The sequence below is a fragment of the Kosakonia arachidis genome (assembly GCF_900116535.1).
GTDB lineage: Bacteria > Pseudomonadota > Gammaproteobacteria > Enterobacterales > Enterobacteriaceae > Kosakonia > Kosakonia arachidis.
Window position 1 is genome coordinate 277485 of the sequence record NZ_FPAU01000004.1, and the last position, 24938, is coordinate 302422.

Genomic DNA, 24938 nt, shown 5'->3' on the forward strand with positions numbered 1-24938 from the left:
ATATAGGGAATAAAGATGCAGGATTTACAAGGATTCTCCGTGCCGAAAGGCTTTCGGGGAGGCAATGCTATTAAGGTTCAACTGTGGTGGGCGGTACAGGCGACATTATTTGCCTGGTCTCCACAAGTGCTGTATCGCTGGCGTGCATTCCTCTTGCGTTTATTTGGCGCGAAGGTTGGTAAGGGCGTGGTTATTCGCCCATCGGTAAAGATTACCTACCCGTGGAAATTAACATTAGGCGATTACAGTTGGGTTGGTGATGACGCGGTGTTGTACACCCTTGGCGATATCACCATCGGCGCTAATTCCGTGGTTTCACAGAAATGTTATTTGTGCACCGGCAGTCACGATTATCAGAGCGCGCATTTCGATATTAACGCGACGCCAATCGTGATTGGTGAGAAGTGTTGGCTGGCGACGGATGTCTTTGTCGCGCCAGGCGTCTCCATCGGCGACGGGACGGTAGTCGGTGCGCGCAGCAGTGTTTTTAAATCGCTTCCGGCAAATGCAATTTGCCGTGGCAATCCCGCAGTGGTGACGCGCGAACGCGTTGAAAAGGTAACCCCCTAACAGGGACTATTGAGGAAAATAAATTATGTCTAAAGTCGCTCTCATCACCGGCGTAACCGGGCAAGATGGCTCTTATCTGGCAGAACTGCTTCTGGAAAAAGGCTATGAAGTTCATGGCATTAAACGCCGTGCTTCCTCATTCAATACCGAGCGTGTGGATCACATCTATCAGGATCCGCACACCTGCAATCCGAAGTTCCATTTGCACTACGGCGACCTGACGGATACGTCTAACCTGACCCGTATCCTGCAGGAAGTTAAACCGGATGAAGTCTACAACCTGGGTGCGATGAGCCATGTGGCCGTGTCGTTTGAATCCCCGGAATACACCGCCGATGTGGATGCAATGGGGACGCTGCGTCTGCTGGAAGCGATTCGCTTCCTCGGCCTTGAGAAGAAAACCCGTTTCTACCAGGCATCAACCTCTGAACTGTATGGTCTGGTGCAGGAAATTCCGCAGAAAGAGACTACACCATTCTACCCGCGTTCTCCGTATGCGGTAGCCAAACTTTACGCCTACTGGATCACCGTGAACTACCGTGAATCTTATGGCATGTATGCCTGCAACGGCATTCTGTTTAACCACGAATCTCCGCGTCGCGGCGAAACCTTCGTAACCCGTAAAATCACCCGTGCGATCGCTAACATTGCTCAGGGTCTGGAATCCTGCCTGTACCTCGGCAACATGGACTCCCTGCGTGACTGGGGGCATGCAAAAGACTACGTGAGAATGCAATGGATGATGCTGCAACAGGAAAAACCGGAAGACTTCGTTATCGCTACCGGCGTGCAGTATTCAGTACGTCAGTTCGTGGAAATGGCCGCGGCGCAACTGGGTATCAAACTGCGCTTTGAAGGCACAGGCGTAGAAGAGAAGGGCATTGTGGTCTCTGTGACCGGTCATGACGCTCCGGGCGTGAAACCGGGTGATGTGATCATCGCCGTTGATCCGCGCTACTTCCGTCCTGCGGAAGTGGAAACCCTGCTGGGCGATCCGACTAAAGCACACGAAAAACTGGGCTGGAAACCGGAAACCACGCTGCAGGAAATGGTCTCCGAGATGGTAGCGAAAGATCTGGAAGCAGCGAAAAAACACTCACTGCTTAAAGCCCACGGTTACGAGGTTGCCATCGCGCTGGAGTCTTAAGCATGACCAAACAACGTATTTTCGTGGCTGGCCATCGTGGGATGGTGGGATCAGCCATTGCTCGCCAGCTCGAACAACGTGCGGATGTTGAACTGGTACTGCGCTCCCGTGAAGAGCTGAATCTGCTGGATCCCGCTGCTGTCGATGCTTTTTTCGCCAGTAACTCTATCGATCAGGTTTACCTGGCGGCGGCAAAAGTGGGGGGTATTGTGGCGAACAATACCTATCCGGCGGACTTCATTTACGAAAACATGATGATTGAGAGCAACATTATTCACTCAGCGCATAAGCATGATGTGAACAAGCTGTTGTTCCTCGGTTCGTCCTGTATCTACCCGAAACTGGCGCACCAACCGATCGCGGAAAGTGAGCTGTTGCAAGGGACGCTGGAGCCGACTAATGAGCCGTACGCGATTGCCAAGATCGCCGGTATCAAACTGTGCGAATCCTACAACCGCCAGTATGACCGTGACTACCGCTCGGTGATGCCGACCAATCTGTATGGTCCGAACGATAACTTCCACCCTAGCAATTCGCACGTGATCCCGGCGCTCCTGCGCCGCTTCCACGAGGCGACGCAGGAGAATACCCCGGACGTGGTGGTGTGGGGAAGCGGCACGCCGATGCGTGAATTCCTGCACGTGGATGATATGGCGGCAGCCAGTATACATGTTCAGGAGCTGGCGCGTGAAGTGTGGCAAGAGAATACCGAACCGATGCTGTCGCATATCAACGTTGGCACCGGTGTGGATTGCACGATTCGCGAACTGGCGCAAACCGTGGCCAGCGTTGTCGGCTACAAAGGCCGCGTGGTGTTTGACGCCACCAAGCCGGACGGTACGCCGCGTAAACTGCTGGATGTGACACGTCTGCATCAGCTTGGCTGGTATCACGAGATCTCACTGGAGGCAGGACTTGCGAGCACCTACCAGTGGTTCCTTGAAAACCAGCACCGGTTCCGGGGGTAGGCATGTTTTTGAGTCAGGAAGATTTTGCCACGGTGGTGCGCTCCACCCCGCTGATTTCCATCGATTTGATCGTGGAAAACTCACGCGGCGAGTTTTTGCTCGGTAAGCGCACTAACCGTCCGGCGCAGGGATACTGGTTTGTGCCGGGCGGACGCGTGCAAAAGGACGAGCCGCTGGCGGTCGCTTTCGAGCGGCTGACCCTGGCGGAACTGGGGCTGCGCCTGCCGATGTCCGCAGGCGAGTTTTACGGCGTCTGGCAGCACTTCTATGACGATAATTTCTCCGGTAGCGATTTCTCCACCCACTACATTGTGCTGGGTTTCCGTTTGCGCGTGGACGAACAGACGCTCGCGTTGCCGCCGGATCAGCACAATGACTATCGATGGGGGACGCCGGAGTCGCTTGTTGACGACCCGCTGGTGCATGACAACAGCCGCGCCTATTTCCTCGACGCGCAGGGAGTACCGGGTTTATGAAAATCCTGGTCTATGGCATCAACTATTCACCGGAGCTGACCGGGATCGGTAAGTACACCGGCGAAATGGTGGAATGGATGGCCCGTCAGGGCCATGACGTGCGCGTGATCACGGCACCGCCTTACTATCCAGAATGGAAAGTCGGCGAGCACTATAGCGCCTGGCGCTGGCGTAAAGAGCAGGGTGCCGCCACGGTGTGGCGCTGCCCGCTGTATGTGCCAAAACAGCCATCGACCCTGAAGCGCTTACTGCATCTGAGCAGCTTTGCCATTAGCAGCTTTTTCCCGCTGATGGCGCAGCGTAGCTGGAAGCCGGACCGCATTATTGGCGTGGTGCCAACGCTTTTTTGCACGCCGGGGATGCGTCTGCTGGCCAAACTGAGCGGCGCAAAAACGCTGCTGCACATTCAGGATTATGAAGTGGACGCCATGCTAGGTCTGGGGATGGCGGGTAAAGGTAAAAGCGGCCGGGTAGCAAAGCTGGCGACCGCATTTGAACGTAGCAATCTGCATAACGTCGATAACGTCTCCACCATCTCTCGCTCAATGATGAACAAAGCGCGCGAGAAAGGGGTGGCGGCCGACAAAATCATCTTCTTCCCGAACTGGTCGGAAGTGGCGCGGTTTCGCGATGTCAGCGCAGCAAATGTCGCGGAACTGCGCCGCAACCTTGGTCTGCCGGATGACAAAAAAATCATTCTTTACTCCGGCAACATCGGTGAGAAGCAGGGGCTGGAAAACGTCATTGAAGCGGCTGCGCAGTTACACACCCATCCGTGGCTGTTTGTCATTGTCGGTCAGGGTGGGGGGAAGGCGCGGCTGGAAAAACAGGTGAGTGAACGTGGTCTGAGCAACGTCATCTTCTTCCCGTTACAGCCGTACGACGCACTGCCAGCGCTGCTGAAAATGGGCGATTGTCATCTGGTTATCCAGAAACGCGGCGCGGCCGATGCGGTACTGCCATCAAAGCTGACCAACATTCTGGCTGTGGGGGGGAATGCCGTCATCACTGCCGAAGAGAGTACTGAGCTCGGGCAACTCTGTCTGGCAGAACCTGGCATTGCGGTCTGTGTGGAGCCGGAATCGGTTGAGGCGCTGGCCTGGGGCATTGCGCGGGCGCTGGCGCTGCCCAAAAACAACACGGTGGCACGTGAATATGCCGAACGCACGCTCGAAAAAGAGAGTGTATTACACCAGTTTATTGCTGATATCAGCCCGGAAAGTTCTGTGGAGCCCGTAAGCGCCAGCGAAAGCGAGCAGCACGAAGGCCAACTGAATTTTGACGGGAATGGGGATAAATCATGAGTCAAACACAACTCTACCCGGTAGTGATGGCCGGAGGCTCCGGGAGCCGCCTGTGGCCGTTGTCTCGCGTGCTTTACCCTAAACAGTTTCTCTGCCTGAAGGGCGATCTCACTATGTTGCAGACCACCGTCTGCCGCCTGAATGGCGTCGAGTGTGAAAGTCCGGTGGTGATTTGTAATGAACAACATCGCTTTATCGTCGCCGAGCAGCTGCGTCAACTGGATAAGCTGACCGAGAACATCATTCTCGAACCGGCTGGCCGTAATACCGCCCCGGCGATTGCGCTGGCGGCGCTGGCGATAAAACGCCACAACCCGGACAGCGATCCGCTGATGCTGGTGCTGGCTGCCGACCATGTGATTCAGAACGAAGAGGCATTTCGCGTCTCGGTTCGCGATGCTATTCCTTATGCGCAGAGCGGCAAACTGGTGACCTTCGGCATTGTCCCGGATCTGCCGGAAACGGGCTATGGCTATATCCGCCGCGGTGGCGTCTGTGCCGGTCAGGCAGATTCTGTTGCTTTCGAGGTGGCGCAGTTCGTTGAAAAACCGAATCTGGAAACCGCGCAGGGTTACGTTGCCAGCGGTGAATATTACTGGAATAGCGGTATGTTCCTGTTCCGCGCAGGTCGTTTCCTTGAAGAGCTGAATAAATATCGGCCGGATATTCTACACGCCTGCGAACAGGCGATGCAGGCTGCTGATCCGGATATGGATTTTGTCCGTGTTGACGAGGACGCCTTCCTGGCCTGCCCGGAAGAGTCGATTGACTATGCGGTAATGGAACGCACAGCGGATGCGGTGGTGGTGCCGATGGATGCTGGCTGGAGCGATGTTGGCTCCTGGTCTTCACTGTGGGAAATCAGCCAGCACACGCCGGAGGGAAACGTCCATCACGGCGACGTCATCAGCCATAACACCCAAAACAGCTACGTGTATGCGGAGTCCGGGCTGGTCACGACCGTCGGCGTTAAAGATCTGGTGGTAGTACAGACCAAAGATGCGGTGCTGATTGCCGATCGCAACCAGGTACAGGATGTGAAAAAAGTCGTGGAGAAAATCAAAGCCGATGGACGTCACGAACACCATATCCACCGTGAGGTTTACCGCCCGTGGGGCAAATATGACTCCATCGATACCGGCGATCGCTACCAGGTGAAACGCATCACCGTGAAGCCGGGCGAGGGGCTCTCCCTACAGATGCATCATCACCGCGCGGAGCACTGGGTAGTGGTGGCAGGAACGGCGAAAGTGACCATCAATGATGAAGTGAAATTACTCGGTGAGAATGAATCGATCTATATCCCGCTTGGCGCGCACCACTGTCTGGAAAACCCGGGGAAAATTCCGCTCGATCTGATTGAAGTTCGTTCGGGGTCCTACCTGGAAGAGGACGACATTGTGCGTTTTGCGGATCGCTACGGGCGAGTTTAAAAGTCAGGGCCGGACGCGGTGTTGTTCGTCCGGCAGAAAAAACAAACGAATCAATAACAAATGGCCATTTTACGGTCAAGGCTGACTGTTGCCTGAAGATGAGGTAATGATGGAAAAATTAACCTGTTTTAAAGCTTACGATATCCGTGGAAAGCTGGGCGAAGAACTGAATGAAGATATCGCATGGCGTATCGGCCGCGCCTACGGTGAATACCTGAAGCCGCACACTATTGTGCTGGGTGGCGATGTGCGTCGGACCAGCGAAGCGCTGAAACTGGCGCTGGCGAAAGGGTTGCAGGATGCGGGCGTCAACGTGCTGGATCTCGGCCTTTCCGGTACTGAAGAGATCTATTTCGCCACGTTCCATCTCGGTGTGGATGGCGGCATCGAAGTGACCGCCAGCCACAACCCGATGGACTATAACGGTATGAAACTGGTGCGCAAAGGTGCACGTCCGATAAGTGGCGATACCGGGCTTCGTGATGTGCAGCGTCTGGCGGAAGCTAATGACTTTCCGCCAGTGAATGCAGAAAAACGCGGCAGCTACGAGAAAATCAACCTGCGTGATGCGTATGTCGATCATCTGCTGGGCTATATCAATCCGGCTAACCTTACGCCATTGAAACTGGTGATCAACTCTGGTAACGGCGCGGCAGGTCCGGTAGTGGATGCTATTGAATCCCGCTTCAAAGCGTTGAATGTGCCAGTGACTTTCATAAAAGTGCATAACGAACCGGATGGCACTTTCCCTCACGGTATTCCTAACCCGCTGCTGCCTGAGTGTCGCGCGGATACCCGCAATGCGGTGCTGGAACATCATGCCGACATGGGTATTGCCTTTGACGGCGATTTCGACCGCTGCTTCTTGTTCGATGGCGAAGGGCGCTTTATTGAGGGCTACTACATCGTTGGTTTGCTGGCGGAAGCATTCCTCGAAAAACACCCTGGTGCAAAAATCATCCACGACCCCCGCCTCTCCTGGAACACTGTTGATGTGGTGACGCGCGCAGGCGGCACACCGGTAATGTCGAAAACCGGACACGCATTTATTAAAGAACGTATGCGTAATGAAGATGCCATCTATGGCGGCGAAATGAGCGCGCACCACTACTTCCGTGATTTCGCCTATTGCGACAGCGGCATGATCCCGTGGCTGCTGGTTACTGAGTTGCTGTGCCTGAAAGGTAAAACCCTCGCCGAGCTGGTCAGCGATCGTATGGTGGCGTTCCCGGCGAGTGGTGAAATCAACAGTAAGCTTGCCGACCCTGTGGCGGCTATCCAGCGTGTTGAGCAGCACTTTACTCCCGGTGCGCTGGAGATCGATCGCACTGATGGCATCAGCATCGCCTTCCCTGAGTGGCGCTTTAACCTTCGTTCATCCAATACCGAGCCGGTAGTGCGTCTGAACGTTGAGTCGCGTTGCGATGTGTCACTGATGGAGGCACGAACGCAGGAAATTCTGGCGCTATTGAATCAGTAAATCTCGGCGTTGCTCTCCCCCACATGTGGGGAGAGTCAATATACAGGCAGGTAAAACGATGACTCATCTAAAAAAGCGCGACCGGGCCAAAACGAATGCATCGTTAATCTCAATCGTGCAGCGATTCTCTGACATCACCATTATGTTCGGTGGGCTGTGGCTGGTGTGTAAAGTGAATGCGTTGCCTTTTTTCTACATGCATCTGCTGATGGCTCTGCTCTCTCTCGTTGTCTTCCAGATGATTGGTGGGATGACCGATTTTTATCGCTCCTGGCGAGGGGTAAAAATGACTACTGAACTGACCCTACTGTTGCAGAATTGGACGCTCAGCCTGATTTTCAGCGCGGGCCTGGTCTCGTTCAACAACGATTTCGATAACACCTTCATGATCTACCTCCCCTGGTATTTGTTAACCAGTATGGGGTTGATGTTGAGCCGCTCGGTGATCCGCTTTGGCGCAGGCTGGCTGCGGAACATGGGTTATAACACGCGCCGTGTTGCGGTGGCGGGGGATATGCCTATGGGTCAGACGTTGCTGGAATGCTTTCGCAATGAACCCTGGCTGGGATTCGAAGTGGTAGGGGTATACCACGATCCGCAACCGGGTGGCATCACCACTGGCTGGGCCGGTAATCTCGACCAGTTGGTTGACGATGCGAAAGCGGGGAAAATTCACAACGTCTATATCGCAATGTCGATGAATGATGCGGTCAGCATCAAAAAACTGGTGCGCCAGTTGGCGGACACCACCTGTTCAGTGATCCTGATCCCCGATGTCTTTACCTTCAATATTCTGCATTCGCGTATTGAAGAGATGAATGGCGTGCCGGTAGTACCGCTGTACGACACACCACTTTCCGGCGTGAACCGCATTTTGAAACGCCTTGAAGACATCGTGCTCTCGTTGCTGATTCTGTTGCTGATCTCCCCGGTACTGCTGGCGATTGCGGTAGCGGTAAAACTCAGCTCTCCCGGCCCGATTATCTTCCGACAGACCCGTTACGGCATGGACGGTAAACCCATAAAAGTGTGGAAATTCCGTTCTATGAAGGTCATGGAAAATGACAAAGTAGTGACTCAGGCAACGCAGAACGATCCGCGCGTAACCAAAGTGGGGAGTTTCCTGCGTCGTACATCGCTCGACGAACTGCCGCAGTTCATTAATGTGTTGCTCGGCGGTATGTCTATCGTTGGCCCACGCCCGCATGCGGTGGCGCACAACGAGCAGTACCGTTCGCTGATTGAGGGTTACATGTTGCGCCATAAAGTGAAACCGGGTATCACCGGCTGGGCGCAGATTAACGGCTGGCGCGGCGAAACCGACACGCTGGAAAAAATGGAAAAACGTGTTGAGTTCGATCTGGAGTACATTCGCGAGTGGAGTCTGTGGTTCGATATCAAAATCGTTTTTCTGACCATCTTTAAAGGCTTTATTAATAAAGCGGCGTATTAAAGGAAAGGTCATGAGTCTGAGAGAAAAAACCATCAGCGGTGCTAAGTGGTCAGCAATGGCCACTTTAATCATCATTGGGCTGGGGCTGGTGCAGATGACTGTGCTGGCGCGCATTATCGATAACCACCAGTTCGGTCTGCTGACCGTCTCGCTGGTGATTATCGCGTTGGCGGATACGCTGTCGGATTTTGGTATTGCTAACTCCATTATTCAGCGCAAAGAGATAAGCCACCTTGAACTTACCACCCTGTACTGGTTGAACGTTGGGTTGGGTATTGTGGTTTGTGTGGTGGTTTTCTCGCTGAGCAATCTTATTGCCAGCGTATTGCACAACCCTGATCTTGCGCCGCTGATCAAAACCCTGGCGTTCGCTTTTGTGGTGATCCCCCACGGCCAGCAGTTTCGCGCGTTGATGCAGAAAGAGCTGGAATTCAGCAAGATTGGCGCGATAGAAACCGTGTCGGTACTGGCGGGCTTCTGCTTTACGGTGATCAGCGCCTTTTATTGGCCGCTGGCGATGACAGCAATCCTCGGTTATCTGGTCAACAGCGCCGTTCGTACGCTGCTGTTCGGCTATTTTGGCCGTAAGATCTATCGTCCTGGCTTGCATTTTTCCCTTGCGTCGGTCAGTTCAAATCTGCGCTTTGGCGCATGGCTGACGGCTGACAGCGTCATTAACTATGTCAACACCAACCTCTCCACATTAGTGCTGGCGCGTATCCTCGGCGCCAGCGTCGCCGGGGGATACAACCTGGCGTACAACGTGGCGGTGGTGCCGCCGATGAAGCTCAACCCGATTATCACTCGTGTGCTGTTCCCGGCGTTCGCCAAAATTCAGGACGACACTGAGAAGCTGCGCGTTAACTTCTACAAGTTGCTGTCGGTGGTGGGGATCATTAACTTCCCCATCCTGTTGGGGTTGATGGTGGTGTCGAACAACTTTGTGCCGCTGGTCTTTGGCGACAAGTGGAACAGCATTATCCCGATCCTGCAATTGCTCTGTATTGTTGGCCTGCTGCGCGCCGTTGGTAACCCTATCGGTTCGTTATTGATGGCAAAAGCGCGAGTGGATATCAGTTTTAAATTCAATGTCTTCAAAACGTTTCTCTTTATTCCCGCCATTATCATTGGCGGCCATCTGGCTGGTGCGCTGGGTGTAACGCTGGGTTTCCTGCTGGTGCAAATCATCAACACGATATTGAGCTACTTCGTGATGATTAAACCGGTGCTCGGTTCCAGCTACCGCCAGTACATCCTCAGCCTGTGGCTGCCATTCTACTTGTCGCTGCCGACACTGGTCGTGAGCTATGGCCTCGGACAGGCGCTGAACGGGCATATGCCGCTGACCGCCATGCTGGCGGTACAGGTCGCGGCAGGTGTACTGGCTTTCGCAGTGATGCTGATTGTCTCGCGCAATTCACTGGTGGTGGAGATGAAGCGCCAGTTTTGCCGCAACGAGAAAATTAAAATGCTGCTTCGCGCAGGATAAGAAACGTTATTGAACCTATGAGGTCGCTATGAAATTATTGATCCTTGGCAATCATACCTGCGGAAACCGTGGTGACAGCGCAATTTTACGCGGATTGCTGGATGCGATTGCCCTGATTAATCCTGATGCCGACGTTGACGTGATGAGCCGCTATCCGGTGAGTTCATCATGGTTACTGAACCATCCGGTGATGGGCGATCCGCTCTACAGCCAAATGAAAGAGCACAATAACGCCGCCGGTCTGATGGGCCGGATGAAGAAAGTACTGCGTCGTCGCTATCAGCATCAGGTGCTGCTTTCACGTGTGACGGACACTGGCAAGCTGCGCAATATCGCCATCGCTCAGGGCTTTACCGATTTTGTCCGCAGGCTTAACGATTACGACGCGATTATTCAGGTCGGCGGTTCGTTCTTTGTCGATCTCTATGGTGTACCGCAATTTGAACATGCACTCTGCACCTTCATGGCCAAAAAACCGCTTTATATGATTGGTCACAGCGTCGGTCCGTTCCAGAATGAGGCTTTCAACCAGTTGGCGAATTATGTTTTCGGCCACTGCGATGCGTTGATCCTGCGTGAAACCGTCAGCCTGAATCTGATGAAGCAGAGCAACATCACTACGGAGAAAGTGGAGCAGGGCGTAGATACTGCCTGGCTGGTGGATCACCATCAGCACGATTTTGTTGCCAGCTATGCGGTGCAGCACTGGCTGGATCTGGCGGCAAAACAGAAAACTGTTGCGATTACTCTGCGCGAGCTGGCGCCTTTTGACAAACGACTGAATACCACACAGCAGGCCTACGAGCAGGCGTTTGCCGGGGTGGTAAACCGCATTATTGATGCGGGCTACCAGGTGATTGCGCTTTCCACCTGCACCGGTATCGACAGCTATAACAAAGATGACCGTATGGTGGCGCTCAACCTGCGACAGTATGTTAACGATCCGTCGCAATACCATGTGGTGATGGATGAACTCAACGATCTGGAAATGGGCAAGATCCTCAGCGTCTGTGATTTAACCGTTGGGACGCGCCTGCACTCCGCCATTATTTCGATGAACTTCGGCACACCGGCGATTGCCATCAACTACGAACACAAATCGGCGGGCATCATGCAGCAACTGGGCATGCCGGAAATGGCGGTCGATATTCGTCACTTACTGAACGGTTCGCTGGCGGCGATGGTCGCGGATACTCTGGGGCAGTTGCCTGCAATTAACCAGCGTCTGGCAACGGCGGTCGCGGCTGAACGCGAGCATGGCATGAAGATGGTGAAATCGGTGCTTGATCGCGTACAGGAGGTGAAATGAAAGTCAGCTTCTTTTTGCTGAAGTTTCCATTATCTTCCGAAACCTTTGTCCTCAACCAGATTGTTGCGTTTATCAATATGGGGTTTGAGGTAGAAATCATTGCTCTGCAAAAGGGCGATATGAACAATACCCATGCGGCGTACACCGAATACCGGCTGGCGGAGAAAACCCACTGGCTGCTGTCGGAACCGGAAGGTCGCATGGCGAAGCTGAGCTACCGTGCGCAGGCAATGGCGCGCGGGATGTGGAAATCAGCAACCTGGAAAGCGCTGAATATGAGCCGCTATGGCAATGAAGCGCGTAACCTGATCCTGCCAGCGATTTGCGCCCTCGCACCGCGTACATTCAATGCGGATATTTTTATTGCTCACTTTGGCCCGGCAGGCGTTACGGCGGCAAAACTGCGTGAACTTGGGGTGCTGAAGGGCAAAATTGCCACGGTTTTTCACGGTATCGATATTTCCCATCGTGATGTGTTGAACCACTACACACCGGAGTACCAGCAACTGTTTCAGCGTGGGGATTTGATGTTGCCGATCAGCGAACTCTGGGCGGGCAGACTGAAAAATATGGGATGCCCGGAGAAAAAAATCGCAGTTTCGCGTATGGGCGTCGATATGGCGCGCTTTAGCCTGCGCCCGGTTAAAACGCCGGGAACTCCGCTGCAAATTATTTCGGTGGCGCGCCTTACTGAGAAGAAAGGATTGCATGTGGCGATTGAAGCTTGCCGCCTGCTGAAGGAACGCGGCGTCGATTTTAAATACCGCATCCTGGGTATCGGCCCGTGGGAACGCCGTTTGCGCACGTTGATCGAACAGTTCCAGTTGGAAGATGTCATCGAGATGCCGGGTTTCAAACCGAGTCATGAAGTCAAGGCCATGCTTGATGAAGCGGATGTTTTCCTGTTGCCTTCGGTGACGGGCGCGGATGGCGATATGGAAGGGATACCCGTTGCCCTAATGGAAGCGATGGCGGTAGGTATTCCGGTGGTTTCGACGGTGCACAGCGGCATTCCGGAGCTGGTTGAAACCGGGAAATCCGGCTGGTTGGTGCCAGAAAACGATGCGCAGGCGCTGGCGCAACGGCTTGCCGCATTTGGCTCGATGCAGAGTCAGGATTTGGCGCCGGTGGTGACGTGTGCGCGGGAAAAAGTCGAAACGGACTTTAATCAAAAGATCATCAATCAGCAGCTTGCCAGTCTATTGCAGGCGCTTTGAATCGAGGTTTTATGACCGCAAAAAAAGCATCAACACCGCTCTCACGCCGCACTTTTCTCGCCGCCAGCTCTGCGCTGGCGGCGCTCCCGTTGTTGCATTCGCCAGCCGCACGTGCGTTGGCAGGAAATGCTTCCGTCAACATCAGTGATTATGATCACAACGACTGGCCCGCTGCGTTAAATAAAGCCTTTAACGAGGGGCAAACGGTAGAAATCCCCGCCGGCCTGGTGTGTGAAAATATCAATACCGGGATCTTTATCCCGCCGGGTAAAACGCTGTTGATACGCGGTGCGCTAAAGGGCAGTGGGCGCGGACGATTTGTGTTGCAGGATGGTAGCCGGGTTATCGGCGAGAAAGGCGGAAGTTTGTATAACATTACGCTGGATGTGCGTGGTTCCAACTGCGTCATCCGGGGGGTCAGCATGAGCGGCTATGGCCCGATCATGCAGATTTATATTGGCGGCAAAGATAACAGCATGCTGCGTAACTTACTGATAGATAACATCACTGTCAGCAAGGCTAACTATGGCATTCTGCGTCAGGGTTTCCATAATCAACTGGACGGCGCGCGTATCACTAATAGCCGTTTCAGCGACTTGCAGGGCGATGCGATCGAATGGAACGTGGCAATTAACGATCGCAATATCCTTATTTCCGATCATGTTATCAAAAATATTGATTGCACCAACGGCAAGATTAACTGGGGTATCGGCATCGGGCTGGCGGGCAGTACCTACGACAATAACTACCCGGAAGATCAGGCAGTTAAAAATTTTGTCGTAGCCAATATTACCGGCAGTAATTGCCGCCAACTGGTACATGTTGAGAACGGCAAACATTTCATTATCCGCAACGTTAAAGCGGAAAATATCACCCCCGATTTCAGCAAAAAGGCGGGCCTGGATAATGCCACGGTCGCCATTTACGGCTGTGATAATTTTGTTATTGATAATGTCAGTATGGTCAATAGTGCCGGAATGTTGATTGGTTATGGCGTGATCAAGGGGAATTATTTATCCATTCCTCAGAATTTTAAACTCAATGATATTCAGCAGGATAACAGCGACAGCAAATATAACCTGCGCGGTATCCAGATATCGTCCGGTAATGCAACGTCGTTTGTGTCCATCACCAATCTTAAAATGCAGCGAGCGACGCTCGAATTACATAACAAGCCGCAACATCTTTTCTTGCGAAATATCAATGTAATGCAAAATGCAGCTTATGGTCCGGCGCTGAAACTCAATTTTGACTTGCGCAAAGATGTGCGCGGACGTTTTATGGCCAAGGAGAACACGCTATTGTCGCTGGCGAATATTCACGCAGTTAACGAAAACGGGCAAAGCTCGGTGGATATCGACAGAGTCGATCAGCAGGTGGTAAACGTTGATAATTTGAACTTCCGGCTACCGGCGAAGCGGTTATAACCCGCTATTATGGGCTTTTGCGATAAATCCTGGTGATTTAACCAGGGGGTTAGGATTACATCGCTGGACTGAACTGGACATTCATAACACAAAATAAGACTTTTTACCGATCATCATCGCTAACTTACTGGCGAAACCAGGTTAAAGGTTTATACTTCGTCCAATTATTATAGGTGGATAGAAATAATGGTTAATTTGAAAGCGGTTATTCCGGTAGCTGGGCTGGGAATGCATATGCTTCCTGCCACGAAAGCCATTCCAAAAGAGATGCTGCCGATTGTCGACAAGCCGATGATTCAGTATATCGTCGATGAAGTTGTTGCTGCAGGGATCAAAGAAATCGTTCTGGTTACGCACTCGTCTAAAAACGCAGTGGAGAACCACTTTGACACCTCATATGAGCTGGAAGCGTTGCTGGAGCAGCGTGTTAAACGCCAGCTGCTGGCGGAAGTCCAGTCTATTTGCCCGCCGGGCGTAACGATCATGAACGTGCGTCAGGCGCAGCCGCTGGGCCTGGGTCACTCTATCCTCTGTGCTCACCCGATTATTGGCGACAACCCGTTTGTGGTGGTGTTGCCGGATATCGTGCTGGACAATGCCACTGCGGATCCGCTGCGCTACAACCTTGCCGCTATGGTGGCGCGTTTCACGGAAACGGGCCGCAGCCAGGTACTGGCAAAACGCATGAAAGGTGATCTCTCTGAATACTCTGTGATTCAGACCAAAGAGCCGCTGGATAACGAAGGCAAGATTAGCCGTATCGTCCAGTTCATCGAAAAACCAGATCAGCCGCAAACGCTGGATTCTGACCTGATGGCCGTGGGGCGCTATGTGCTTTCTGCGGATATCTGGCCTGAGCTGGAGAAAACCGAACCGGGCGCCTGGGGCCGTATCCAGTTGACTGATGCGATTGCCAAACTGGCCGAAAAACAGTCTGTCGATGCAATGCTGATGACCGGCGAGAGCTACGACTGCGGTAAAAAAATGGGCTATATGCAGGCATTTGTGCAGTATGGCTTACGCAACCTGAAAGAAGGTCAAAAATTCCGCGATAGCATTAAGAAATTACTTACACAATAAGTAATTAAACGCTGCTGTTGCAGCGCTAGTTTATAAGGCAGTAAAGAGTCGCTATGAGGTGTTTCATTCTCAGGTTATTCTTACTGCCTTATTTATTTCTACTGCAAAATCAAGAAGTAAAATAGTGTTTTTGCGGGGTTTTTGTACAACCAGAACTAAGGATTTTCCTTGTTTCGAGGTTTATTTCGGTAGAGAATATCCGCCTTGGCATTTTGTGCCGGATGGCAAAATAGACATTACGTTAATGATAAGCATTAACGGCAGAAATAGACGATAATTTCAATCAGTTAACAGGTAGCTGAAGAGCCTGGGGCGGTAGCGTGCCTGAAGTTATTTAGGTTCTTTCTTTCGCCCGTTCATATAGTTCAAAATATTGCATAGCAAGTACGGATAATTCTCGTGAAAATATTGGTTACCGGTGGCGCAGGCTTTATTGGCTCTGCAGTGGTTCGTCATATCATTAATAACACGCAAGATTCTGTGGTTAATGTCGATAAATTGACCTATGCAGGAAATCTTCAATCACTTACAGATGTCTCAGATAGCGAGCGTTATTTTTTTGAGCATGCGGATATTTGCAATGCAGAAGAAATGGCGCGTATCCTGGACGAGCACAGGCCTGATGCTGTTATGCATCTGGCTGCGGAAAGCCATGTTGACCGTTCTATCACTGGGCCTGCAGCCTTTATTGAAACCAATATTGTAGGCACTTATGTATTGCTGGAAGCGGTTCGTGCGTATTGGTCCTCGCTGACAGATGCGGCAAAAAAAGCATTCCGCTTTCATCATATCTCGACAGATGAAGTTTACGGCGATTTGCCACACCCTGATGAGCAGCCGCAAGGGCAGCCGTTACCGCTGTTTACAGAAAAAACGGCCTATGCGCCGAGCAGTCCTTATTCCGCGTCAAAAGCCTCCAGCGATCATCTGGTTCGCGCCTGGCTACGTACCTATGGTATGCCGACCATTGTCACCAACTGTTCCAATAACTACGGTCCTTACCACTTCCCCGAAAAATTGATCCCGCTGGTTATTCTTAATGCGCTTGAAGGTAAACCGTTGCCCATCTACGGCAAAGGCGATCAAATCCGCGACTGGCTGTACGTTGAAGATCACGCCCGTGCGCTCTATACCGTGGTGACTCAGGGTGTGGCCGGTGAGACCTACAACATTGGCGGTCATAACGAAAAACAGAACCTCGATGTTGTTTATACGATCTGTGATTTGCTCGATGAGATTGTGCCGAAAACCGCTTCTTATCGCGATCAAATCACCTATGTTACCGATCGTCCTGGCCACGACAGGCGGTACGCCATCGACGCTGAAAAAATCAGTCGCGAACTGGGCTGGAAACCGCAGGAAACCTTTGAGTCAGGTATCCGTAAGACAGTGCAGTGGTACCTCGATAATCAGCATTGGGTTGAGAACGTTAAAAGCGGCGCATACAAAAGCTGGATCGAACAGAACTACGAGAAGCGTTAATCATGAATATTTTGTTATTCGGTAAAACGGGGCAGGTTGGTTGGGAGCTGCAACGGGCGCTGGCCCCCCTTGGCAATGTGATTGCTGTTGACGTTCACTCTACTGATTATTGTGGTGATTTCAGTAAGCCGAACGAGGTAGCCGAAACCGTTCGCCGTATTCGCCCTGATGTGGTGGTGAATGCTGCTGCGCACACCGCCGTGGATAAAGCTGAATCAGAGCGTGGTTTTGCGCAACTGCTGAATGCAACCAGTGTTGAGGCAATTGCGCGTGAAGTTGGTGCGATTGGCGGCTGGCTGGTGCACTACTCGACGGATTATGTTTTTCCCGGTACTGGCGATACTCCCTGGTGTGAAACGGATCTCCCCGCGCCGCTGAATGTCTATGGCGAAACCAAGCTGGCAGGGGAAAAAGCCGTCCAGCAACATTGCCCTCATCATCTTATTTTTCGTACCAGTTGGGTCTACGCGGGCAAAGGAAATAACTTTGCCAAAACAATGCTCAACCTGGCAAAAGACCGCGAAGAGCTCTCCATTATCGATGATCAGTATGGTGCGCCAACCGGTGCCGAATTACTGGCAGACTGTACGGCACATGCGATTCGTACTGCAATGACTAAACCGGAGGTCGCCGGGCTTTACCACCTGGTTGCTGCGGGAACTACAACCTGGTATGCCTTTGCGCAAATGGTGTTTGACGAGGCGCGGAAGGCGGGTTTAACGCTGGCGCTTAACAAAGTTAATCCGATTGCTACAGAAGCTTATCCAACTCCGGCGAAGCGTCCGGGTAATTCGCGGCTCAACACAGAAAAATTTCAGCGCGAATTCGGTCTTGTTTTGCCGCCATGGGAGAATGGCGTAAAACGTATGCTTGCTGAACTCTTTGCTGCAACGTCAATTTAACTTTTTAAATACCCTCTGGGCAGGCATTTATTGCGCGAGAATACGAAATGAAAACACGTAAAGGAATCATTCTGGCGGGCGGTTCGGGAACCCGTTTGTATCCGGTAACAATGGCTGTGAGTAAACAACTGTTACCGATTTACGATAAGCCAATGATTTATTATCCTCTGTCCACACTCATGCTGGCCGGGATTCGCGACATTCTGATCATCAGCACGCCACAGGATCTCCCCCGCTTTGAACAGTTGCTTGGTGATGGCAGCCAGTGGGGGTTAAGCCTGCACTATAAAGTTCAGCCAAGTCCGGACGGGTTGGCGCAGGCATTTATCCTCGGCGAAGAATTTATTGGTAACGATCCTTGCGCACTGGTGCTGGGTGACAATATTTTCTATGGACATGATTTGCCGAAACTGATGGATACAGCGGTTAATCAGGAAAGTGGTGCGACTGTTTTTGCTTATCATGTTACCGATCCTGAACGCTATGGTGTCGTCGAGTTTGATAGTGGAGGTATTGCTGTTAGCCTGGAAGAGAAGCCGCAGGAACCGAAAAGCAATTATGCGGTGACCGGCCTCTATTTTTACGATAATGATGTGGTTGCGTTGGCGAAAAGTCTGAAGCCTTCATCTCGCGGTGAGTTGGAGATTACCGATATCAATCGCCTTTACATGGAGCAGGGGCGTTTGTCTGTGGCGATGATGGGACGTGGTTACGCGTGGCTAGATACCGGCACCCATCAAAGTTTGATTGAAGCCAGCAATTTTATTCAAACCATTGAAGCTCGTCAGGGACTTAAGGTTTCCTGCCCGGAAGAGATTGCATTCCGTAAAGGATTTATCAGCGCTGAACAGGTGCAAAATTTGGCTGTTCCGCTGTCCAAAAATGCTTATGGGCAGTATCTATTGAAGATGGTTAAAGGCTATTAATAAATGAATATTCTTGAGACGGAAATTCCGGATGTGTTGATCATTGAGCCAAAAGTTTTCGGCGACGATCGCGGATTTTTTTTTGAAAGTTATAACCAGTCAGCGTTAGAAGAGCGAATTGGCAGCAAACTTTCCTTCGTACAAGACAATCATTCAAAGTCGAAGCAGGGGGTTTTGCGGGGATTGCACTACCAGGCCGCACCTTACGGACAAGCCAAATTAGTGCGCTGTGTGGTGGGTGAAGTTTTTGATGTCGCAGTAGATATTCGTCGTGATTCTTCAACATATGGTCGCTGGGTGGGAGCCAATCTTTCCGCCGAAAATAAACGTCAATTGTGGATTCCTGACGGATTTGCCCATGGTTTTTTGGTTCTGAGCGAAACGGCCGAATTTTTATATAAAACCACAAACTACTATGCCCCCACCGCGGAACGCAGTATTGCCTGGAATGACCCAACATTAGATATTAAATGGCCATTGCCAATGGACAAGTTGATTCTTTCAACTAAAGATATGCAAGCGGGTAGTTTTACAGATTTGAAATAAGGAAGAAAAATGATTCCGTTTAATAAACCCTATTTACACGGGAATGAACTGACCTACATTTCTCAGGCCGTTAGTGGTGGGAAAATTTCTGGTGATGGGGTTTTTACCAAGAAAAGCCACGAGTTCTTTGAAAAAAAATATGGATTTAAGAAGGTTTTGTTAACCACTTCCTGCACGGATGCACTGGAAATGGCTGCGATATTGTTAGACATACAGCCAGGTGATGAGGTCATTGCTCCATCTTATACGTTTGTCTCGACGGTAAATGCATTCTCGTTACGTGGCGCGAAGCTTGTTTTCGTTGATAGCTATAGTGATAATCCAAACATAAATCCGGTTGCGATCCGCAATAATATTACTGCGAAGACCAAAGCGATTGTCATTGTGCATTACGCGGGGGTTGCATGCGATATGGATGCTGTCATGGCGATTTCGAAGGAATTTAATATTCCGGTTGTCGAGGATGCCGCACAAGCTATTGATTCGTACTACAATGATAAACCATTAGGCAGTATTGGGACATTTGGTACTTTCTCATTCCATGAAACGAAGAATATTATTTCGGGTGAAGGTGGAATGCTTGTCATCAATGACGAAAAGTATATCCAGCGTGCTGAAATTATCAGAGAGAAAGGAACCAACCGCGCTTCATTCTTTAGAGGTGAAGTGAATAAATATGGCTGGGTCGATATTGGTTCTTCATTTTTACCTTCCGATATTATTGCCGCCTATCTGTATGCACAACTTGAAAAAATTGATACCATCCAGGCGAAAAGAAAAGCACTATGGCAGCGTTATCATGATGGATTGAATGAACTTGCGGCGAAGGGTTTTATTACTCTGCCGGTTGTTCCTGAGTTTGCCACCAACAATGCGCATATGTTTTACATTGTCTGTGAGAATATAAAAGCGCGTTCAGAACTTATTCAATATCTTAAGGGTAACGGTATACATTCTGTGTTCCATTACCTTTCATTGAATAAAAGTGACTACTATCTCGCTAATAATGAGAGCGTGGATCTGGAAAATAGCGATCGTTTTACCGACTGTTTACTGCGGCTCCCGATGTTCTATGAATTAGAACTGGAACAGGTGGATTATATCTGTTCCAAAATTTCTGATTTTTATAATGTGAAATAGAGCAATGTGCAAGTTGGTTTTTGTGAGCCGTTATGTTTAAAAAAATAGTTATATTATATGCTTCCCAACTCTATCGGGCAGCATTTCCACTCCTGCTGGTTCCTTTGATTATTGGGCTATTAGGAACGGAAAGATACGGCATAGTTTCATTTTTTACTATGCTAATAACATTAATGGGGTTGCTGGACGCAGGAATTAGTGGAACATTCATTAAGTTGATTGCAACTAATAAAAACCAACTTGCAAACTTTGCTAAAGTCGTCACCTTATTTCTTAAGGTGTTCTGCGGTTTTATGGTCATTGCTGGCGTGGTTGTTTTTATCTTTAATTTTTACTCTGAATATATAGTAAATGATTGGTTAAAAACAACCTTATCTAACGATGAAACTGTTTATTGTATCAAACTTACCGGCATAATTCTCGCGCTTCTATATTTACGGTCATACTTACAAAGCTTTGTTAATGGTATGGAGCGGCAAGATCTGATCGCGATATGGGGTATGTTTTATACCACTTTATTTTATGGCGGTTCGTATCTAATCCTTGCGCATTATTCCAATACACTCACCGCATTTTTCACCGCGCTACTGGTACTTTCTATTGTTGATATCCTGGTCGCCATAATCAGTGTGGTTTATGTGATTGTAAAGCAAAAGCAAGGATTAAAAGGTATTGATGCAATAACGGAAGCACATAACGACGATAGTATTTCATTCAAAAGCGTGATTAAGTTTTCATTGCAACTATCCGGGCTATCGATGATCTGGGTGGTTGCTACTCAGGTAGATAAAATTGCATTATCAACATATACCGAACTCACGCGTTATACACAATATCAAATTGGCTCTCAATTGAGCGCGGTTGTATTAACGCTGGCTGCTCCGCTTTCGCAACTCTTGCTTCCAAGATTAAGTGCGTTAGTAAAAGAGAAGAAGTACGGTAAATTTATTGAGTTTTTCAGCATCAGTTCCATTGGGTATGTCGTCATTCTTGGCCCGCTGGTTCCTTACATGTGTATTTATGGTGGCGATCTAATTTCATTGTGGCTTAAAAATAACGAATTAGGTCTTGCTGTAAATGGGTACGCTAAATGGTTAGTCTCTGCAGCATTTTTTGCGGGGATGATGAACTTTGTGTTCATACTGTTGTACTCAAAAGGACAGCTTAAATATCATTTTTACGCATATGCATCCTATTCCGCTATCACGATTCCATTAACTATTCTCACGGCGAAATACTATGGGCCAGAGTGGTCAAGTATTTTTTACTTATCCCACACGCTGCTATTTATGCTGGTTTGGGGGGGGTATTGTGTATACAAAGAGATGGTCGGTTATATTTTGCTATTGGTACCACTAACGGCATTTGTATTACTCTTTTCTACTTTGTCCTTCTGGTCAATGCAGGAGTTACAAATTTTTAGCGCTTACAGGTTTATTTATATCGTATTCCCACCAGTGGCTAATTTTATTATTATTTCTTTGTTTCTTTATATTATCCGTTCGCCTTTTACTGCGGCGATTAAAAATATTAAATTAAAAAACTGGCAATAGTAAAGTGAGTGTTAAATGAATTTTTTGCATCTATCTACTGGCGATAGCAAAGGTGCGTTCTACGGAGCCTACCGGACGCATACAAATCTAAAAAAATATGGCCATGAATCTACGATGTTCGTACTTGAGAAAACCTCCAGTGATACGAATGTTGTCGAACTTCAGCAAACCAAGACAAAAATACTCAACTTTTTAGTTAAAGTCCTTCGCCGATTTATTGTTCGTCGGGGGGATGCGGAAGATAAAACATATTTAATTTATAATACAACATTCAGCGTAAATGAGATTCAAAAAAAATACACTCAAAAGCCAGACTTGATCATTGTTTATTATGTAGCGGGTTTTCTATCTGATTTTGATCTGTTTAAAATACAGCAACATTATCAATGTCCTGTTGCATTTTATCTGATGGATGCAGCCATGTTCACAGGTGGATGTCATTATCCCTGGCATTGCGAAGGCTACAAAACGGGCTGTCAGCAATGCCCTGCGATGACACATCCTACGTTGATTACGCTTCCTGCGCATATCTTCAAGAACCGCAAAAAATATTTCAGTGAGATGGATTGCTTTTTCTTGTCTGCAAGTCAGTGGCTTGATGAGCGGTGCCAGGCTAGCGGTATTAAAGCGAAGTTAGGCATGAATAAAGCGATAATAGGCATTGATGAGAATGTCTTCACCCCTCGCGCCATCTCTGTCGCTAAAGAAAATATCGACGTTCAAATTCCGGAAGGCCACCGGGTAATCTTTTTGGGCGCGCAGTCTCTGAGCGATCCTCGAAAAGGAGTGAAATATGTTATTGAGGCTCTCGATATTATAAAAAAAGAAAATCCGCAAAGTCTCACTAATGTTTCTATTTTAACGGTCGGAGGGCAACCGCAGACGGTGTTGCCGGAAAATATTTCCGTTATTAATATTGGGTTTATCCATGATAAAGAAAAATACCCATTTTTATATAACTTAGCTGACGGATTTATCTGCCCATCGATTGAAGACGCAGGTCCAATGATGATCAATGAGGCACTGATGTCCGGTGTTCCTGTCATTTCATTTAAAGTGGGCGTTGCTGAAGATCTTATTGTTAATCAGCAGAATGGTTTTCTGGCGGATAATATCAGTTCTACTGCGTTAGCCGATGCCATTACAAACTTTTTAATATTAAGTGATTCATCACTGACTGCGGTAAAAAATAATAGTCGCCAAAGTGCCTTGAAAAAATGCGCGGCTATTACGCAAGTTAAAGCCATTGAATCGCTTGTTACTGAACCTTTCAGAACGTTTTGTTAGCTTTGTGGTAGCGATTCTTATCCTCGATTTTATTATTTCATTAAGAATGGGAGCGCGTTGGGCTTTCCCATTTGACATGCATGAATAGGTGATAAATGTTCCGAAAATGTATTATTGTTTGCTTAAATCGACGGCGAGATATTAAACGAAAAATAAAGGCATCGCTGCTTACACTGGTTTATGGGCACACATTTACATCAGTGGGTATCAATTTCAAACTGTTCATCAAACCCTTCGAAAAGACGGGTAATGAGAAAATAAAAAAACTGCGCGTCGGTGACAACTGTTGGGTGGAGGCCGTATACTATTATGGTGGTGATGACTTTCAACCTCTGCTAACTATTGGTGAAAATGTAGCGTTGAGTGATGCTGTGCATATTTCATGTGCCTATAAAATTACCATTGGAAAGGGCGTGTTGATTGGTAGCAAAGTTTATATTGGCGATCACAGCCATGGAGAATATCAAGGCAATCGCTATCAAAATATTGCACCAGCAAATAAACCGCTTAGCGATTTTGGCGAAGTTATTATCGGCGATAATTGCTGGATTGGTGATAACGCTATAATTCTTGGGGGCAGTGAGATTGGCGAAGGTTGTGTTATTGCAGCTAACTCAGTTGTGAGAAACCTTAAAGTAACGCAGCCATCTTTAATCGGTGGTATCCCTGCGAAAGTCATTAAAACCTTATGAAGGACGATATGTTTATTAGTATATGTATTCCCTCTTATAATCGCGCTGAATTTTTAGAACCGTTATTAGATAGCATCTATAATCAGAGTTATGCTAAGGACCACGATGATTTTGAGGTGATTATATGTGAGGATGTTTCGCCACAGCGTGAGGAAATTAATGCAATCGCGATTGCATATCGAGATAAGCATAACTTGGGAAACCTCAAAGTTGTATTGAATGAAGAAAACTTGGGATATGATCGTAACTTAAGACATTGCTTTGAGGTGACTAGCGGAAAGTATTGTCTGATTATGGGCAACGATGATCTCCTCAACGTTAATGCGCTGGAAAAAATTGTTACGACGTTAAAAGCTAACCCTGATATTGTTCTCGCCACTCGTGCTTATGGCTGGTTCAAAGAAGATCCTAATGAGCTATGCGACGTTGTTAAACATCTGGGTCACGATCAATTATTCGAGCCAGGATTAGATGCAATTAAATTCTTCTTTCGTAGAGTAGGTGTGATTTCTGGTTTTGTGGTTGATGCTGTCAAAGCAAGATCTGTTGCTTGTGATAAATTTGATGGCCGTTTGTACTACCAAATGTATTTGGCTGGCATGTTGTTGACACAGGGAAAAGGTTATTACTTTAGTGATATCATGACACTTTCCCGTGATACCGAAGCGCCAGATTTTGGTAACGCAGGGACTGAGAAGGGTGTATTTGTACCTGGAGGCTACAAGCCTGAAGGGCGAATTCATATGGTCGAGGGGCTTTTGCTTATTGCCAGACATATTGAAGAAGTTAGCAAAATTTCTGGTGTATACAATGCTATCAAACATGACATCGCAAATTATTTTTACCCCTATATCCGCGATCAATTGTCACTTCCTTTCTCATCTTATTTGAAGATGATTAATAAATTCAGAAGTATGGGTTTCAATAATGAACCACTTTTTTATGCACATTCTCTGCTGGGATATGTTTTGAAACGTGGTGGATATGATGCTCTGATTAAATTTATTAGGAAGCGAAACGGCGGAACACCAAGGCTTGGCATTTAATTTTATGATGG

The 24938-nt window shown here is 49.1% G+C and carries 22 protein-coding genes; all 22 read left to right on the top strand.

Annotated elements, in window-relative coordinates; genetic code table 11:
- Positions 1–15: 15 nt before the first annotated feature.
- Positions 16–570 carry a colanic acid biosynthesis acetyltransferase WcaF gene (gene wcaF / locus BM427_RS16200; protein WP_007371260.1) on the top strand — a complete coding sequence of 185 codons (555 nt, stop codon included), beginning with the start codon at positions 16–18 and terminating at the stop codon, positions 568–570.
- Positions 571–595: 25 nt separating this feature from the next.
- A complete protein-coding gene (gene gmd, locus BM427_RS16205; RefSeq protein ID WP_074778214.1) occupies positions 596–1717 on the top strand; it encodes a GDP-mannose 4,6-dehydratase in 1122 nt (373 codons plus the stop codon).
- A gap of 2 nt (positions 1718–1719) precedes the next feature.
- Positions 1720–2685: a GDP-L-fucose synthase gene (gene fcl / locus BM427_RS16210; protein WP_090123229.1), complete on the top strand. Its 966-nt coding sequence runs from the start codon at positions 1720–1722 to the stop codon at positions 2683–2685.
- Between the two features lie 2 nt (positions 2686–2687).
- Positions 2688–3161 (top strand): GDP-mannose mannosyl hydrolase, encoded by a 474-nt coding sequence (locus BM427_RS16215; protein WP_090123231.1) that lies wholly within the window; start codon positions 2688–2690, stop codon positions 3159–3161.
- Positions 3158–4465, top strand: a complete 1308-nt coding sequence (wcaI, locus tag BM427_RS16220) for a colanic acid biosynthesis fucosyltransferase WcaI (protein ID WP_090123233.1) — start codon at positions 3158–3160, stop codon at positions 4463–4465. The genes BM427_RS16215 and wcaI overlap by 4 nt, the downstream gene beginning before the upstream one ends.
- Positions 4462–5898, top strand: coding sequence for a mannose-1-phosphate guanyltransferase (gene cpsB, locus BM427_RS16225; RefSeq protein ID WP_090123235.1), 1437 nt, complete (start codon positions 4462–4464; stop codon positions 5896–5898). Before wcaI ends, cpsB begins: the two co-directional genes overlap by 4 nt.
- A 109-nt stretch (positions 5899–6007) precedes the next feature.
- A complete protein-coding gene (gene cpsG, locus BM427_RS16230) occupies positions 6008–7378 on the top strand; it encodes a colanic acid biosynthesis phosphomannomutase CpsG (protein WP_090123237.1) in 1371 nt (456 codons plus the stop codon).
- A 58-nt stretch (positions 7379–7436) separates the two neighbouring features.
- A complete protein-coding gene (wcaJ, locus tag BM427_RS16235) occupies positions 7437–8831 on the top strand; it encodes an undecaprenyl-phosphate glucose phosphotransferase (protein WP_090123238.1) in 1395 nt (464 codons plus the stop codon).
- A 10-nt stretch (positions 8832–8841) separates the two neighbouring features.
- Positions 8842–10320, top strand: coding sequence for a colanic acid undecaprenyl disphosphate flippase WzxC (gene wzxC, locus BM427_RS16240; RefSeq protein WP_090123240.1), 1479 nt, complete (start codon positions 8842–8844; stop codon positions 10318–10320).
- A gap of 28 nt (positions 10321–10348) precedes the next feature.
- Positions 10349–11629: a colanic acid biosynthesis pyruvyl transferase WcaK gene (wcaK, locus tag BM427_RS16245; RefSeq protein ID WP_090123242.1), complete on the top strand. Its 1281-nt coding sequence runs from the start codon at positions 10349–10351 to the stop codon at positions 11627–11629.
- Entirely contained in the window at positions 11626–12846 is a 1221-nt protein-coding gene (gene wcaL / locus BM427_RS16250) for a colanic acid biosynthesis glycosyltransferase WcaL (RefSeq protein ID WP_090123245.1), read from the top strand. Before wcaK ends, wcaL begins: the two co-directional genes overlap by 4 nt.
- Before the next feature lie 11 nt (positions 12847–12857).
- Complete coding sequence (gene wcaM, locus BM427_RS16255; protein ID WP_090123247.1) at positions 12858–14273, top strand: colanic acid biosynthesis protein WcaM; 1416 nt, start codon at positions 12858–12860, stop codon at positions 14271–14273.
- Positions 14274–14459: 186 nt separating this feature from the next.
- Positions 14460–15353, top strand: a complete 894-nt coding sequence (gene galF, locus BM427_RS16260; protein WP_090123249.1) for a GalU regulator GalF — start codon at positions 14460–14462, stop codon at positions 15351–15353.
- Between the two features lie 399 nt (positions 15354–15752).
- Positions 15753–16835 (top strand): dTDP-glucose 4,6-dehydratase, encoded by a 1083-nt coding sequence (gene rfbB, locus BM427_RS16265; protein ID WP_090123251.1) that lies wholly within the window; start codon positions 15753–15755, stop codon positions 16833–16835.
- A gap of 2 nt (positions 16836–16837) precedes the next feature.
- On the top strand, positions 16838–17737 hold the full coding sequence (rfbD, locus tag BM427_RS16270; protein WP_090123253.1) for a dTDP-4-dehydrorhamnose reductase: 900 nt from the start codon (positions 16838–16840) through the stop codon (positions 17735–17737).
- A 47-nt stretch (positions 17738–17784) separates the two neighbouring features.
- Positions 17785–18663 carry a glucose-1-phosphate thymidylyltransferase RfbA gene (gene rfbA, locus BM427_RS16275; RefSeq protein WP_090123255.1) on the top strand — a complete coding sequence of 293 codons (879 nt, stop codon included), beginning with the start codon at positions 17785–17787 and terminating at the stop codon, positions 18661–18663.
- A 3-nt stretch (positions 18664–18666) separates the two neighbouring features.
- On the top strand, positions 18667–19209 hold the full coding sequence (gene rfbC, locus BM427_RS16280) for a dTDP-4-dehydrorhamnose 3,5-epimerase (protein ID WP_090123257.1): 543 nt from the start codon (positions 18667–18669) through the stop codon (positions 19207–19209).
- Positions 19210–19218: 9 nt separating this feature from the next.
- On the top strand, positions 19219–20349 hold the full coding sequence (gene rffA, locus BM427_RS16285) for a dTDP-4-amino-4,6-dideoxygalactose transaminase (protein ID WP_090123259.1): 1131 nt from the start codon (positions 19219–19221) through the stop codon (positions 20347–20349).
- A 32-nt stretch (positions 20350–20381) separates the two neighbouring features.
- Positions 20382–21902: a lipopolysaccharide biosynthesis protein gene (locus tag BM427_RS16290; RefSeq protein WP_090123261.1), complete on the top strand. Its 1521-nt coding sequence runs from the start codon at positions 20382–20384 to the stop codon at positions 21900–21902.
- Positions 21903–21917: 15 nt separating this feature from the next.
- The gene (locus BM427_RS16295; RefSeq protein ID WP_090123263.1) at positions 21918–23189 is read left to right on the top strand and encodes a glycosyltransferase; all 1272 of its coding nucleotides are present in this window, start codon (positions 21918–21920) and stop codon (positions 23187–23189) included.
- Positions 23190–23284: 95 nt separating this feature from the next.
- Positions 23285–23881, top strand: coding sequence for an acyltransferase (locus tag BM427_RS16300; protein ID WP_090123265.1), 597 nt, complete (start codon positions 23285–23287; stop codon positions 23879–23881).
- Between the two features lie 8 nt (positions 23882–23889).
- Complete coding sequence (locus tag BM427_RS16305) at positions 23890–24927, top strand: glycosyltransferase family 2 protein (RefSeq protein WP_090123840.1); 1038 nt, start codon at positions 23890–23892, stop codon at positions 24925–24927.
- Positions 24928–24938: the final 11 nt, after the last annotated feature.